This is a genomic window from Streptomyces albipurpureus (genome assembly GCF_023701525.1).
GTDB lineage: Bacteria > Actinomycetota > Actinomycetes > Streptomycetales > Streptomycetaceae > Streptomyces > Streptomyces albipurpureus.
Genome location: NZ_JAMQAW010000030.1, coordinates 39,111 through 53,638, shown reverse-complemented (window position 1 = coordinate 53,638; position 14,528 = coordinate 39,111). Strand labels below are relative to the sequence as shown.

General features: G+C 68.1%; 12 protein-coding genes and 2 pseudogenes. 8 read left to right on the top strand and 6 right to left on the bottom strand.

Going from position 1 to position 14,528, the window contains the following annotated elements:
* The first annotated feature begins 77 nt into the window (after positions 1 to 77).
* The 5 genes from NBG84_RS24335 (at position 78) to NBG84_RS24315 (ending at position 4,445) form a co-directional block, all read left to right on the top strand.
* On the top strand, positions 78 to 809 hold the full coding sequence (locus NBG84_RS24335; protein WP_250921712.1) for a TetR/AcrR family transcriptional regulator: 732 nt from the start codon (positions 78 to 80) through the stop codon (positions 807 to 809).
* A 722-nt stretch (positions 810 to 1,531) separates the two neighbouring features.
* Positions 1,532 to 1,696, top strand: coding sequence for a hypothetical protein (locus tag NBG84_RS24330; RefSeq protein WP_250921711.1), 165 nt, complete (start codon positions 1,532 to 1,534; stop codon positions 1,694 to 1,696).
* Between the two features lie 57 nt (positions 1,697 to 1,753).
* Positions 1,754 to 2,047, top strand: coding sequence for a Dabb family protein (locus NBG84_RS24325; protein WP_250921710.1), 294 nt, complete (start codon positions 1,754 to 1,756; stop codon positions 2,045 to 2,047).
* A 278-nt stretch (positions 2,048 to 2,325) separates the two neighbouring features.
* Positions 2,326 to 3,354: an RNA polymerase sigma factor SigF gene (locus NBG84_RS24320; RefSeq protein WP_425608692.1), complete on the top strand. Its 1,029-nt coding sequence runs from the start codon at positions 2,326 to 2,328 to the stop codon at positions 3,352 to 3,354.
* A 236-nt stretch (positions 3,355 to 3,590) separates the two neighbouring features.
* Complete coding sequence (locus tag NBG84_RS24315; RefSeq protein ID WP_250921708.1) at positions 3,591 to 4,445, top strand: RNA polymerase sigma factor SigF; 855 nt, start codon at positions 3,591 to 3,593, stop codon at positions 4,443 to 4,445.
* Between the two features lie 468 nt (positions 4,446 to 4,913).
* Here NBG84_RS24315 and NBG84_RS24310 read toward each other — a convergent pair whose 3' ends face one another.
* Positions 4,914 to 5,135 (bottom strand): hypothetical protein, encoded by a 222-nt coding sequence (locus tag NBG84_RS24310; RefSeq protein ID WP_250921707.1) that lies wholly within the window; start codon positions 5,133 to 5,135, stop codon positions 4,914 to 4,916.
* Positions 5,136 to 5,442: 307 nt separating this feature from the next.
* Here NBG84_RS24310 and NBG84_RS24305 point away from each other — a divergent pair, with 307 nt between their 5' ends.
* From NBG84_RS24305 to NBG84_RS24295, 3 genes and pseudogenes are all read left to right on the top strand, one after another.
* Entirely contained in the window at positions 5,443 to 6,297 is an 855-nt protein-coding gene (locus NBG84_RS24305) for a class I SAM-dependent methyltransferase (protein WP_250921706.1), read from the top strand.
* A 262-nt stretch (positions 6,298 to 6,559) separates the two neighbouring features.
* Positions 6,560 to 6,988 (top strand): annotated as a pseudogene (locus tag NBG84_RS24300) (MarR family winged helix-turn-helix transcriptional regulator); the annotation flags it as partial.
* 429 nt (positions 6,989 to 7,417) lie between these two features.
* Positions 7,418 to 8,908: pseudogene (locus NBG84_RS24295) on the top strand (MDR family MFS transporter); the annotation flags it as partial.
* A gap of 50 nt (positions 8,909 to 8,958) precedes the next feature.
* Here the strand turns inward: NBG84_RS24295 and NBG84_RS24290 are convergent.
* The 5 genes from NBG84_RS24290 to NBG84_RS24270 all read right to left on the bottom strand — a co-directional run bounded on the left by NBG84_RS24290 (position 8,959) and on the right by NBG84_RS24270 (position 14,430).
* Positions 8,959 to 9,729, bottom strand: coding sequence for a TetR/AcrR family transcriptional regulator (locus NBG84_RS24290; protein ID WP_250921704.1), 771 nt, complete (start codon positions 9,727 to 9,729; stop codon positions 8,959 to 8,961).
* A 131-nt stretch (positions 9,730 to 9,860) separates the two neighbouring features.
* Positions 9,861 to 11,366 carry an MFS transporter gene (locus NBG84_RS24285; protein WP_250921703.1) on the bottom strand — a complete coding sequence of 502 codons (1,506 nt, stop codon included), beginning with the start codon at positions 11,364 to 11,366 and terminating at the stop codon, positions 9,861 to 9,863.
* Between the two features lie 76 nt (positions 11,367 to 11,442).
* Positions 11,443 to 12,180 (bottom strand): response regulator transcription factor, encoded by a 738-nt coding sequence (locus tag NBG84_RS24280; RefSeq protein WP_285367546.1) that lies wholly within the window; start codon positions 12,178 to 12,180, stop codon positions 11,443 to 11,445.
* Between the two features lie 236 nt (positions 12,181 to 12,416).
* A complete protein-coding gene (locus NBG84_RS24275) occupies positions 12,417 to 13,298 on the bottom strand; it encodes a DUF2797 domain-containing protein (RefSeq protein WP_425608688.1) in 882 nt (293 codons plus the stop codon).
* Positions 13,299 to 14,007: 709 nt separating this feature from the next.
* Complete coding sequence (locus NBG84_RS24270; protein WP_250921701.1) at positions 14,008 to 14,430, bottom strand: hypothetical protein; 423 nt, start codon at positions 14,428 to 14,430, stop codon at positions 14,008 to 14,010.
* Positions 14,431 to 14,528 lie beyond the last annotated feature (98 nt).

The following is a 14,528-nucleotide window of genomic DNA, read 5'->3' as shown; positions in this document are numbered from 1 at the left end:
CGCCCGCCGCTCTTAAAGTCAACATGTGTGAAGTTCAATCGGATGCGGTGGCCGGACTTGCTAGCCTCGGGGCTCTGATGAGCATGAGCAGCGAACCTCCGGCCCGACGCCGGCCCACCCATCGCAAGGGCCGCGCGACCTTGACCCGTGAGTCCATCGGCCGGGCCGCGCTGGACTTCCTCGGTCGCCGGGGTCCGGCCGAGCTGACCATGCGTTCGCTCGCGACCGATCTCGGGGTGTCTCCGCGCGCGATCTACAACTACGTGGAGGACCGACGCGATCTGATCACCGTCGCGGCCGAGATCTTTGAAGCGGACTGGCAGCCCCCGCAACTGGTCCCGACCCCGGACCGCTGGCGCACGGACCTACGCGCGTACTGCGCGGACCTGCGAGCCCACTACCGCCGCCATCCGGGAATGACCAGCCTCGCCCTACGCGAGAACATCACCCTGGCCCGCCATCCCACGATGCTGCGCAATGTCGACGCCCTCATCGGTTTCTACGCGACCGTCGGACTGCCGCTCCCCGATGCCTACCGCGCCTGTATGGAGACGATCCGGCTGGTCGTGGGGTTCGTAGAGTTCCAGGACAGCCTGCACGATCACCCGCCGGCTCATCTGGACCCCGCCGAACACTCCCAGCCGCTCCCCTCATGGCTCCAGCCGGACGGGCCAGGAGGGGACCTGCCCCATCTGACCCGGCTCCAGGAAGACACCCGGCAACCCGATTCCCCCGACACGCTCTTCGCGTTCTCCGTGCAGATCCTGATCGATGGGATCGGAGCACGAGTGGCTGGCGGAGAGTTCTGATCCCGCCCCGGTGTTCCCCCGCGGGGTGAAGTCGAAGCCGCGGGGGGCTGCCCCGCCCGCTTCCGTTCGCGGGGCCGCTGTCGCCCATGCCCTCCGCTGGGCCGTCACGGTCGGTCGATTCCCTCCATGGCGGCGACGGAGTTCCGATGGGAGACGGGAACCGGGAATCAGAGGGCCGCAACAGCGGTACGTTCCCGACTCCTTGGGGCCGGCTCCTCGGGGGCTGAGGCCAAGAAGCTCGATCGCCCGGTAGGGGCCCGTACGCCAAAGGCCCCGACCGATGGAAGTCGGCCAGGGCGGCTGCATGGTTTCGGGCCGGGGGTCAGAGGGCGTTTTCGCCGGGTGTCCGCGGGTGGCGCCCGCACGGATCCGAGCCGCGAGCAGTGAGGGTCGGGGGGAGCGGCATCGGGGGAAACCGCTCCCCCCGTCGTGGGATACCGGCCCCACCAGCCCGGTGCCGCGGAACGGGGGAAACACGCGGCGGTGGGCCCCGCAGTGTGGGGCCGGTCCCTCGCCCGCTGGATTCCTGCCAGATCCCTGCGGGCTCTCCTCCATGGTGCGTCTTCGACGGACGGTAGGGGATCGGCAAAGGGCCCCGATCGCAGGGCCCTTGGTCCATAAAGGCTCGGTTAGACTTCCGCGACTCTCCACGATCACCTGGAGATCGGAGAGCCACAGGGGTCGCAGGGGGCCGCAGGGGTCCGACGGGGAGGCAGGGACTGATGGTGCAGGCGAAGAGGGTAATTCTCTACATTCTTGTCGTCTTCGTGCTGTACACGATCATCACATCCCCTTCCAGGGCTGCTGACCTGGTGGAGATAGGCTTCGAGGGCATGTCGGACGCAGCGAAGGGCGTCGGTGAGTTTATGACCCAGCTGGTCAACTAGAACCCGGCTGGTGAACCAGAACCCCGGCCGCCCTCCGGACCCCTGAGGAGTGCCCCCTTGATCCGCCACCTGGTCCTCTTCAAGCTCAATGAGGGTGTTCAGCGCGATGAGCCGCGGGTGATCGCCGCCGCCGAGGCCTTTGTGAAGCTGGGCGGGCTGGTGCCGGAGCTGGAGTTCTGGGAGTGCGCCTGGAACATCACCGACCGGCCGATCGCCTATGACTTCGCGATCAACTCCGCCGTGATCGACCACGATGCGCTGAAGCGCTATATCGACCATCCGGCGCATCAGGCAGCGGCCGGACAGTGGCGCGAGTTCGCCACGTGGGTGATCGCCGACTACGAGTTCTGAGCCTTGGGCTCTTGCCGCCCCTATCACCTCGGGCGGCTCTCAGCCGTCTCTGATCTGCTCGGGACGACTTTCCCAACCGTCCTCAAACGGCCCCTCGCCCGCATGGGCGAGGGGCTTTTTGAGGTTTAAATCCCAACTTGCCTTCAACACGGCGTTATCTGGTGCTTGCACACAGTGGACATGTCTTGTGATGCTATGACCGCTTTTGACGGATGAATTGACCGTAGTTGACCGCAAAGGGGTGGCGTAACGTGCCGGCCAGTACCGCACCTCAGGCGCTGCCCCAGAACGAGCGCCCTGACGAACCCCCGTCCGTGACCCCTCCGCTCCCCGCCCGTTCCCCGGCGCCAGGGGCGGCCCCTGCGCCGGGCCCGGGTGGAGGCCCCGTCCGGGCGACGACCGCTGCCTCGACCCCTGGACTGTTCGCCGGCTCGGCGGCAGCCCCGCCGATGGCGTCTGGGACCCCCTCCGCGGCGATCTCCGCCGCGGACGGGCCGCTGTTGGTCGAGTCCGAGGACGAGGACGCTCCCCGAGCCCGGCAGAGCAGGGGCGCTGACACCCGGGCGCTCACCCAGGTGCTCTTCGGCGAACTGAAGTGCCTTCAGCCGGGAACCGCGGACCACTCGCGGGTGCGCGGCGCTCTGATCGAGGCCAATCTCCCCCTGGTGCGGTACGCGGCGGCCAGGTTCCGCAGCCGCAACGAGCCGATGGAGGATGTGATCCAGGTCGGCACGATCGGCCTCATCAACGCGATCGACCGTTTCGACCCCGATCGAGGCGTCCAGTTTCCGACGTTTGCGATGCCAACGGTCGTCGGCGAGATCAAACGATACTTCCGGGACAATGTGCGCACCGTCCATGTCCCCCGCCGCCTCCATGAACTGTGGGTGCAGGTCAACGGCGCGACCGAGGACCTGACGACCCTCCACGGCCGCATCCCCACGACCGCCGAGATCGCCGAGCGGTTGAAGATCGGCGAGGACGAGGTCCTCGCCTGCATCGAGGCGGGCCGCTCGTACCACGCGACCTCGCTGGAAGCGGCGCAGGAAGGAGACGGGTTGCCGGGGCTGCTCGACCGTCTCGGCTATGAGGACCCGGCGCTGGCCGGGGTCGAGCACCGGGATCTCGTCAGGCATCTACTCGTACAACTGCCCGAGAGGGAGCAGCGGATTCTGATGCTCCGCTATTACAGCAATCTGACGCAGTCCCAGATCAGCCAGGAACTGGGCGTATCCCAGATGCATGTGTCAAGGCTGTTGGCCCGCAGCTTCGCCCGATTGCGATCCGCAAATAGAATCGAAGCGTAGCTGTAACGGGTACAACCCATTCGGGCGACTTTCGGCCAAATCAATAACCGCACACCCCTTGCTGGCTGCGGGGATTCATCAAACTCATATCGACAAATCGTTTCGACGTGTTGCCGACATGTGACATTCTGCGGGAGACGCGTTTGCCGCAGCCTCGACGCCGGTATCTCAGGTGCAGGCTGCGTTCCTCCGTTGGTCGCGGCCACCGCGACCGTCCGCGACCTCAAGGGGGTGGCATGTCCGCAGAACAGGGCAGCTCGAAGGTGCTTACGCTCACAAAGAGCGCTCCCGCACCTGTCACGCCTGACAGCTCGGAAGTCATCGACACTCGTACGCTCTCCCGTTCGTTGTTCCTGCGCCTACGCGCGCTGGATGACTCGGGAACGGGCGACAGCCCCGAGCGTACGTATGTGCGTGACACGCTCATCGAGCTGAACCTCCCTCTCGTGCGGTACGCAGCGGCCCGGTTCCGCAGCCGCAACGAGCCGATGGAGGACATCGTCCAGGTCGGCACGATCGGCCTGATCAAGGCGATCGACCGCTTCGACTGCGAACGGGGCGTGGAATTCCCCACGTTCGCGATGCCGACGGTCGTGGGTGAGATCAAGCGTTTCTTCCGCGACACCTCGTGGTCGGTGCGTGTGCCGCGCCGGCTTCAGGAGCTGCGACTCGCGCTCACCAAGGCCAGCGACGAGCTGGCGCAGCGTCTGGACCGCTCGCCCACCGTGCCCGAACTGGCCGCCGTACTCGGTGTGTCGGAGGAGGACGTGGTCGACGGCCTCGCCGTGGGCAACGCCTACACCGCCTCCTCGCTGGACTCGCCGTCCCCCGAGGACGACGGCAACGAGGGGTCCCTCGCGGACCGGTTGGGCTACGAGGACACAGCGCTGGAAGGCGTTGAGTACCGCGAGTCCCTGAAGCCGCTCCTCGCCAAACTCCCCCCGAGGGAGCGGCAGATCATCATGCTGCGCTTCTTCGCCAACATGACGCAGTCGCAGATCGGGGAAGAGGTCGGCATCTCGCAGATGCATGTCTCCCGGCTGCTGACGCGCACACTCGCACAGTTGCGAGAAGGCCTGATCTCCGACTGACGCCCTTCCAGGGGTTTGCTAGCTGACGGCCGGCTTTTCTGGGGCCCGTTGGCCAGCAGACCTCTGGAAGTACCACCGGGCGCACAGGGGCTTCTCGTTGGACGGCCGTGTTGGACGACCAGGCGTGAGGCACCTTGCCGCGATGCGGCGTGCGGATCTCCGGCATCGGCTCGGGTGGTGCCCGTGCTCCGGGACTGGGTGGTGTGGCCGTCCGCATGGGCGAGTGAGTCGACTCGGACGGCCCGGCGGGCTCCCAGGGCCGTATCGCATGAGCTCTCGCGGAACGCGCGAGCGAGGTTCTGGGACCAGCACGGGTTCGGCCGGGCGCCCATGGCGTGCCAGTAGCCCCGGTGACACCGGCCAGGGCGTACCCGACGCGGTGCTGGCCCTGACAAGGCGTCCGGGCCCTGACAGAGAGTCCGGGCTCCCCGGCGTACCCGTGAACGGGTGAGATGAGCGGGTCGGCCCCTACCTGATGGCCAGCCAGGCCACCGCCGCGACCACCACGACCGCCGCGACCACACCGATGATCAGTCCCATGCTGGGGCCGGACTTCGGAGCCGCCGCGCGTCGACGGCCACCCTGGGGTGCCGCCTCGTCGACGAACGCGCGGAACATCTGGGTGCTGCCCGCGGGGTCGTAGTTGCCCTCGGGGCCCTGGCCTTGGGGAGCATGCGGGTTGTGTGCCATGGGCCACGACCCTAGCGAATCCCTCGTTTCCCGCCCAACCCCGGGGCGACCGAATTCGAACGGTTGCAGCACTGTGCGGGGCCACTGGATGGGCGAGAGCTGTTGTCCTTGAAGACTCTTGAGGGCTCTGAGGGCCCTTGAGGTGCTTGGGCTTGATGGGAATCAGTGCGATGCGGGCGTGAGTGTGGTCAGGGGTGGCCACCGTACCCAGGGCGAGGAGCTGACGCGCTTGCCCAGGCCAGATGGTGCGGGCCGTGGAATCATCGGAGCCGCTGAGCACGATCCCTGTGGATGACGGTGGGCGGATATGGCTGCTGACTGGGTGTGGGACGACACGCTGTTCCTGGGTGCGGCCAGTTACTACGAGCGCGGAAGGCTCCCCTACGCACCCGGACTCGTGGATGTGCTCACCGGGGCGCTGGGGCTCGATGGGCGTGGACGCCTTCTCGACGTGGGGTGCGGGCCGGGGACCCTCGCTCTGCGGCTGGCCGAGGTGTTCAGCGAGATCGTCGGGGTGGACCCGGACAGCGGGATGATCGCCGAGGCCGAGCGAGGGGCCAGCGAGGCGGGAGTCGCCGGAAAGGCCCGATGGGTGCGGGCCCGGGCCGAGGAACTGCCCGCGGGTCTCGGCACCTTCACCGTGGCGACCTTCGCCCAGTCCTTCCACTGGATGGACCGGGAGCTGGTGGCGATGACCGTACGGGGGATGCTGCGACCCGGCGGGGCGCTGGTGCATATCTCGGATGTGAAGACAGAGGTGAGATCCGTCGCCGGGCTGCCCTACCCGGCCGTGCCCTATGCCGAGATCGACGAGCTGGTCAGGCAGTATCTGGGGCCGGTGCGACGAGCCGGCCAGGGCGTGCTGCTGGCTGGGACCCCCGGTGGTGAGGCCGCGGTGCTCGCCCGAGCGGGTTTCTCCGGCCCGGAGCGCCGTGTCGCTCCCGGCGGGCAGGCATGGGAACGGACATCTGACGACGTGGTCGCCTGGGCGTTCTCGATGTCGTCATCGGCTCCGCATCTGTTCGGAGCCCGCCGGGACGACTTCGAGTCCGACCTTCGCCAGCTGCTGCTGGAGTCTTCCCCGTCGGGCCGGTTCTCCGAGCGCCAGCCGAGTACCGAGGTCTTCATCTGGCGGACTGGGACCGACCCCGTCGAGCGCTGACAGCCAAGGGCCCCACCGCGACATCGACATCACCGACCCCGGATCCGACCGCCGACCCCGCGCCGAGAACGCCTACCTCCGTTCACGACCCAGCACGCCTCCCTCGGTTCACGAGGGATGGGAGGGGCGAGAGGGCCCGGGCCTTTCGAGGGTGGGACTTCTTTGGGCTTCCTTTACTCCTGTAAGCCCGCATTTCATTTGCCTGTAGCAACCAACAGTCTCTATGGTTGCCCTAAGCAACAATCAGGGGAGGGTCGGCGGAGTGGCCGCAGACAGTCATTACGCGGAGTTGGCGCGTGAGCTCAGCGCCATCGGAGCACTGCGGCGAGCACTCGCGCGGACGCTTCCGGTCGACTGCCCTTCCGGGCCCGCCGCGGTGCTCGCCCTGCTTCATCGCAACGGCCAGATGCGCCTCAGCGCCATGGCCGAGTTGCTCGCCGTCGATATGTCGGTGACCAGTAGGCATGTCGCCCACGCCGCTGAGCGCGGCTGGATCGAACGCTGCCCGGACCCCGGTGATCGGAGGTCCCGCATTCTGCGGCTGACCCCGGCGGGCAAGGACGTGATCGATGAACTCGCACGGCGTACGACCGAGATGTTCGCCCGCACGCTCCACGATTGGTCCGATGACGACGTGGGCCAGCTCAACGCCCTGCTCGCCCGGCTGCGGGACTCCTTCGGGGACTGCCGGTCGCTCTCCACGATCCGGCATCCGCGCGATTCCACTGACGCCCTCCCCACACAGCCCCCGGTCCCTCGGACTCCGGACCCGGCCGCGCAGTCTCCGGCCGATCCCCTTGCGGACCCCGACGTGCTGCCCCCGGCCGATCGGCTTCCGGCGGACCCCCTTGCGGACCCGGCCGTGCAGTCTCCGGCCGACCGGCCTCTGGGGTCCGTCGACTTCCCGACCTGCCAGGTACTCGATCACGCCGAGCTCCAGGCTCCTACTCCCCTTCGGGCCTAGTGCCGCTCCGGGCCACCGAGGCCCGGGCCCTTCGCCCTTCCCGCACTTCCATGTGACGGCCACGCCCACGTGACGCAGCAGAAGCAGAGGATGCCCATGGCCACGACCGCACCATCCGGTGTACGAGGAGGTCATAGTCCGGTCGACATACCGCCGATGACCCATCGACAGATCATGGAGGCGCTCTCCGGGCTGCTGCTCGGCATGTTCGTCGCCATTCTGTCGTCCACGGTCGTCACCAACGCCCTGCCGCAGATCATCGGCGACCTCGGCGGAGGGCAGAGCGCGTACACCTGGGTGGTGACGGCGACGCTGCTCTCCATGACGGCGACCACACCGCTCTGGGGCAAACTGGCCGATCTGTTCAGCAAGAAGCTGCTGGTCCAGATATCCCTGTTGATCTACGCGGCGGGTTCCGTACTTGCCGGGCTCGCCCAGAGCACCGAGGCGCTGATCGCCTGCCGAGTCATCCAGGGCGTTGGGGTCGGTGGCCTCTCCGCGCTGGCGCAGATCATCATGGCGGCGATGATCTCCCCCCGGGAGCGTGGCCGGTACAGCGGCTATCTGGGAGCGACCTTCGCGCTGGCGACGGTGGGCGGACCGCTGCTCGGCGGTGTGATCACCGATACCGAGTGGCTCGGCTGGCGCTGGTGCTTCCTGGTCGGTGTGCCGTTTTCGTTGATCGCTCTCTTCGTCCTCCAGAAGACGCTGAGCCTGCCCGTGGTCAAACGCCCCGTGAAGATCGACTGGACGGGAGCGTTCCTGGTCAGTGCGGCGGTCTCGCTGCTGCTGATCTGGGTGACCTTCGCCGGTGATCGGTACGCCTGGCTGTCCTGGCAGACGGCGGCGATGATCGGTGGAGCGCTGGCGTTCGGCCTGGCCTTTGTCTACGTCGAGTCCCGGGCCAGTGAACCGATCATCCCGCTGCGGCTGTTCCGCAACCGCACCATCACCCTCGCCTCGCTGGCATCGCTCTTCGTCGGCGTCTCGATGTTCGCCGGCACGGTGTTCTTCAGCCAGTACTTCCAACTGGCCCGGGGTGAGTCGCCGACCATGTCCGGGGTGATGACCTTCCCGATGATCGGCGGTCTCTTCCTCTCCTCCACACTCTCCGGTCAACTGATCACCAGGACGGGTCGCTGGAAATCCTGGCTCGTCAGCGGTGGAGCGTTGGTCACGGCGGGCCTGGCCCTGCTGGGGACGATCCGGTACGACACCGACTACTGGCTGGTCGCCCTCCATATGACCGTGCTGGGGCTCGGCCTGGGGATGGTGATGCAGAACCTGGTGCTCTGCGTCCAGAACCAGGTGGCACCGCAGGACCTGGGTGCGGCGTCCTCCGTGGTGACCTTCTTCCGCTCGCTGGGCGGCGCGATCGGGGTCTCGGCCCTGGGCGCGATCCTGAGCACCAGAATCACCCACCATGTGGAGACCGGAATCGCCGATCTGGGCCCGCGTGGCGCGGGATTGGGCGAAGGCGGGACCGCGGGGGGCGGCATCCCCGATCTGACGGTGGTGCCCGAGCCGATGCGTACGGTGCTGGAAGGGGCGTACGGGCACGGCGTGGCCGATGTGTTCTTCTACTCGGCGCCGTTCGCGCTGGTGGCGCTGGTGCTGATGATCTTCATCAAGGAAGTCGCGCTGAAGAACCACCAGACGCCCGACCCCGTGGCCAGGAAATCCTGATCCCTGGGGCCCTAAGCCCGTTCCCTGGCCGCCATGGCCTCGATGCCGGCCACCAGGAGCTCAAGTGCGCAGTCAAAGTCCTGGTCCTGTTGCTGCGACACCGTGTTCTCGCTGCGGGTCTCGTTCAGATACGCCATGGTCTCAAAGCTCTCCTTCAACCCCGGCTCCTCGTTGACCGTGACCATCGCCTCGCGGATGAACTCGTCCTGGCTCATCCCCGCGGCGTCGCACCGCTGGATGAAGTGCCCTTCGTGAGTGCCGAATCCATAGATGAACTGGAGTACCGCGGCGAGGGCGCCCCGCTGCCCGCGCGGTGACAACCCCGTGTTGCGCATGACCTGCTGTGTGGACAGGGCGAAGGCGATCGAGTGGGGGCCGATGTTCAGAAACGTTCCGATCAGCGAGGAGGCCCAGGGGTGGCGTACCAGCGCTGCCCGATAGGAGACGGCGAGCGCCCGCAGTTGCTCCCGCCACTCCCCTGGGGTGGAGACATCAGGCGCGCGTACCGTCGCGAACACCGCGTCCAGGGCGAGTTCCAGGAGATCGTCCTTGGTGTCCACGTACCAGTAGACCGACATCGCCGTGACCTCCAGTTCGGCGGCCAGCCGCCGCATCGAGAAGCGGGCGGCCCCTTCCGAGTCGAGCAGTCGTACCGTCGCGTCGACGATCTTGGCGCGGTCGAGCCCTGCGGGCTGGGCCTGTTTGCGGGTGCGGCCCCGCTGTTCATCCAGCCACACACTGGACCGCGCGGGCCCCTTCGCTCGGTCGGCCGCACTCACCATCGCGCCATCCTCCTCGATTGGGTCAGAAGGTCGGATGGGTGGGGAGAAATGCCCTGGTCCATCCGGCTCTCGATGCTATGCCGTGGCCGGGGGTCCGCTGACTCCCGCACCCGGGCGATCTTCCCAGCGGGCTACTGCGCGGCCTTGAGGGAGTCTGCCCGCTCAGCCCGGCGCAGCAGCAGGGCGGCCAGGAGTCCACCGGCCAGCACGGCGACGGCCCCGACCAGTTGGCTGGTCTCCAAACCGGCGGCGAAGGCGTCCGTGATCCGTTCCCGTTCGCCGTCGCTGGTCGCCGCGGCGAGTGCGGCCGGCAGCGAGGCAGCACCCATCACGGTCGGTACCAGCGCGGCGAAGCGGGAGTTGAGCACCGCGCCGAGGATGGCGACGCCCAGGCCGTTGCCGAACTCCGCCAGGGTGCCGTTGATGCCCGCCCCCACGCCTGCTTTCGCCGGTGGGATCGCGCTCATGATCGCGTTGGCCATGGCGGGCATGGAGAACGCGACTCCCGCGCCCATGGCCACCAGCCCGAGCAGCATTCCGCTGTAGTCGTCGCCGAGAAGGGCGACGGCGGTCAGTCCGGATGACACCAGGACCATACCGATGGCGATGGTCGCCGGCGTTCCGATCCGGCGCACCAGCCGTGCGCCGACCCCGGTGAGGTTGAGCGCGACGATGGAGAGCGCGAAGGGCGCTGTGCGCAGCCCGGCGTCCAGCGGTCCGTATCCCAGGACGAACTGGAGGTGCTGGGTGAGCAGGAAGAGGGAGCCACCCATGCCGAACGCGACGAGGATCGCTCCGGCGACCGCCCCGATGAAGCGCTGGTTGCGGAAGAAGTGCATATCGAGCATCGGATACGGAATGCTCAGCTCCCACCGTACGAAGGCGCCCAGCACCAGGACGCCCAGCGCGGCCGAGAGCAGTACGTGGGTGGAGGTCCAGCCGTGCTCGGGGCCGGAGATGATCGCGTACACCACCGCCGTCATCCCGATCGTGGAGAGCACCGCGCCCAGGAGATCGGGGCGGTCGCCCTGCGGGTTCTTGGATTCCGGTACGAGTACGACGGCGGCGAACAGTCCCAGCGCCACCACCGGGAGGTTGATCAGGAAGATCGCGCCCCACCAGAAGTGGTTGAGCATCATTCCGCCGATCAGCGGGCCGGCGGCGAAGCCGAGGGAGTTGACGGTCGCCCAGAGGCCGATGGCCTTGACCCGCTCGGTGTCATCGAAGATGGTGACGACGACCGCGAGGGTGGTGGTCATCAGCAGTGCGCCGCCGATGCCCATGCCCGCCCGGGCGGCGATCAGTTGGTCGGAGGATTGGGCGAGCCCCGCGGCCAGCGAGCCAACGCCGAACAGGGCGAGTCCGGCTATCAGCATCTTCTTGCGGCCATAGCGGTCCGCCGCGTTGCCCGCCGTGAGCAGCAGGCCCGACTGGACCAGCGAGTAGGCGTTGATCATCCATTGGATGTCGGTGGCGGAGGCGTCGAGTTCCCTGGTGAGGGAGGGGATGGCCACGCTCAGAACGGTGTTGTCGAGCAGTACGACGAGCTGGGCGAGGCAGATGACGCCGAGGATCAGCCAGCGTTGGGGGTGCCCCCCGGTGGTGGCCGGGTCGGTCTCGGCGGTGGTGGCCGTCATGCCAGCTCCTTGTACGGTGCCCGATTGTCTCGTACACCGTACAGGTACTGTCCTACGCCGTATAGCTCCGGTGGTCCTACTCCCCGGGCTTGATCAGATAGCCGGCGCCCCGACGGGTGTGGATCATCGGGGTCCGACCCGCGTCGATCTTCTTGCGCAGGTAGGAGACATAGAGCTCCACCACATTGGCCTGGCCGCCGAAGTCGTAGGACCAGACGCGATCGAGGATCTGCGCCTTGCTGAGCACCCGCCGTGGATTGCGCATCAGATACCGCAGCAGCTCGAACTCGGTCGCGGTCAGATGGATGGACTGACCGGCGCGGCTCACCTCGCGGCTGTCCTCATCCAGGAGGAGGTCGCCGACGCAGAGCAGCGACCCCGGGCGCACCGCCGTGGCCCCTGAACGCCGGATCAACCCGCGCAGCCTGGCCACCAGGTCCTCCAGCGCGAAGGGTTTGGCGACGACATCGTCACCGCCGGCGGTGAGGCCGGCGATGCGCTGGGTCGCCGCGTCTCCGGCGGTGAGGAAGAGCATCGGCACACCGGGGATCTCCCGCCGTAGTCGGCCCAGGGCCGAAAGCCCCTCCACATCGGGGAGTAGCGCATCGAGGACCACGGCGTCCGGCCGAAAGTCCCGCACCGAACGGACGGCGTCGGCACCGTCATCGGCGCTGTGTACCTCCCAACCCTCGTAGCGCAGGGCCATCGACAGCAGCTCGCTCAGCGCCGCCTCGCCGTCCACGACGAGAACACGGACGGGTGTGCCGTCCTGCCTGAGCATCTCGGTATGTCTCCGGTGCGAAGTCGTGGTCATGGCGGCCAGCTTGGGCGCCCGCTCTGAGAACGACCTTGCCTCGATCTGTGATTTCTCTGAGAAAACGGTGGCTTTCGCTCCTTGGGCCTCTGCGCTGCCACAGGCCGACCCGGGACCCGGCCCGTGAACGACCGGCGCCGGGCGCCGGAAACCGCGACCCCGGCCCGTCGTCACCAGCCGGTTGCGGCACCCCCCAGCGGCCCCGCCGGGCCGAGCCCGGATGCCCGCGGCACCCGTCAGAAGAGCCCGTCCTGGATGAGGCCGTCCCCGTCGGAGCTGACCGCGCTGGCCATCGGCACGGACACTCCGGCCGTGGGGCCGGCACCGATGAGGGACCATCCGGTCATCAACCGGGTGTCCAGGACGACCAGGCCATCCCCTGCGGTACGCAGATGGAGATCCGGTCCGGCAACGGCGATCAGGGTGCCGGCGACCGCTCCGCCGTCGATGAGCCCGCGGACGAAACCGGTCGGCGCCGGGAGGCCGCCGAGCCCGAACACCGCGGTGTGATCGACGATTTCACAGCCGAGCGGCTCCAGGGTCTCGGTCCAGCGCCCCAGCTCGGTGGCCCGCCGATGCAGTTCCTCGACCTCGGCCGCCCGCTCCCGGGCATTCGTGGGGAGGGTGGCGAGTACGGCGCGTTTGGCGGCGTAGGGAATCCGATCCGGCACTCCCAGCGCACCACGCAGTAGCTCTTCGGCCCGGCGGGCGGCCATCAGCGGGCCGCGCCCGAGCCAGCTGAAGACAACCGCTCCCTGCTCCAGCAGCCGGGCGGAGCCCCGCTCCTCGCCGGTGATGCCGACCTTGACCAGACCAGGGCCGAACCAGGCGAGATAGACGCGATAGGTCCTGGGGTCATCGGCGAGGGTGTCGGCGGCCACCGAATGGGCTCGCTCCAGGCGCCCGCACTCCGCACAGCGCGCCGCGGTGAGATGGGCCGCCACCTCGATCCGCGACGGACAGGGGTTGCCCCGTGCGCCGACGCATCGGCGCACGCCCTCGGCCCGGAAGCCGAGGCTCTTTCCGGCGATCAGGGGGCTCACCCGCCCCCCTTCCCACCGCAGAACAGCCATCCGCGCTCCCTGGGGCCAGCTGAGCCCGGAGCACCGCCACGTCATACCCACCTCCGGGTGTCTGCTGCTCAATCGCGTTGCTGGGAAGTAGTCGTTGGAGCAGTGGTCGTTCGAGCGGTAGGGGGAGTGCGACAGAGAGTAGGCGGAGAGTACCCGACCCCACTGACACCGCCGGGTCTCCCTTCCCCCCCGGCGCTCCCTTCTCCCCCCGGCGCTCCCTTCTCCCGCGCTCCCCGCTCTTCGCTCTCTCCGCGCTCTCCGCTCATTGGGGAGTCCCCTCCCGGCGGATGGACGCCTGGAACACCTGGCGTCCTTCGGGCCGGTCGGCCCCGACACCACCGCACGCCGCAGGGGTCGCACCGTGGGAAGCCGAGGTCAGACAAGCGGCGGGCCCGGGCTCGCCGGTTCCTTCCCTCCCGTGAAACCAGCTCCCCCTTTCGCAACACCGGTTGAGGTAAACCCCGTTGTCAGTGCCGCGCACTACCGTGGGACTCATCCCAACCGCGCTTCTGGCTGCTGCGCGCTACGGACCGAAGCCCCGCCGACGGCAGTGCCGTCGGCGGGGCTTCGCCGGGATGGGCGTAGAGGCGGACGAGCTGATGGGGCGGAGACACAGGAGACGCAGGAGACACAGGAGAGCGGCTAGGCCGCCGCAGCCGTCGGCGAGCCGGGTACGGCGATCGTCACCGGTGTGGTCGACCTGCTGTGACCGACCTGGTCACGGGGGCCCGCGGCTGATTTTCGGGGCCGCTCATCAGGCCACCCACCAGTAGGCGTCCGAGGGCTCGGCGAGAAGTAGCGGAGACCTCGCGAGGATCCTGGCGTCCAACTCCCGCACCAGGACTCGCAGCTCACGAGCCGGTCTCCTGGGTAGCGCCCGCAGGGTGTCCTCCAGCTGATCGCGGGGGAACGCGGTCGGCTCGCAGCACTCCGGTGCCTCGCAGTAGGAGCAGTCCGCGAATGACAGCGGGGCGTACCACTGCCGGGAGCGATGAGCCAGTGCCCACCAGTCGCGGAATGCCGCTGCCGTCTCACCGGGCCGGAAGCGGGTCTGCTCCAGCCGCACGATCTGAGCCATGCAACTGCCGGAGAGCCCGTCGATCACCGAATAGCGGTGCCGGCCTTTCACGCGTACGGGGATGCCGTCCCGCACCACGGATGGGCGCCTACGCGGCATAGCCCTTTCTGAACTCGGTCATAAGCGCACCGTGACACCCCCGTGGTGAGCCTCGCCAGGGTCGTTCCGGAGGCTCCAGAATACCCCCGGGGGTAATT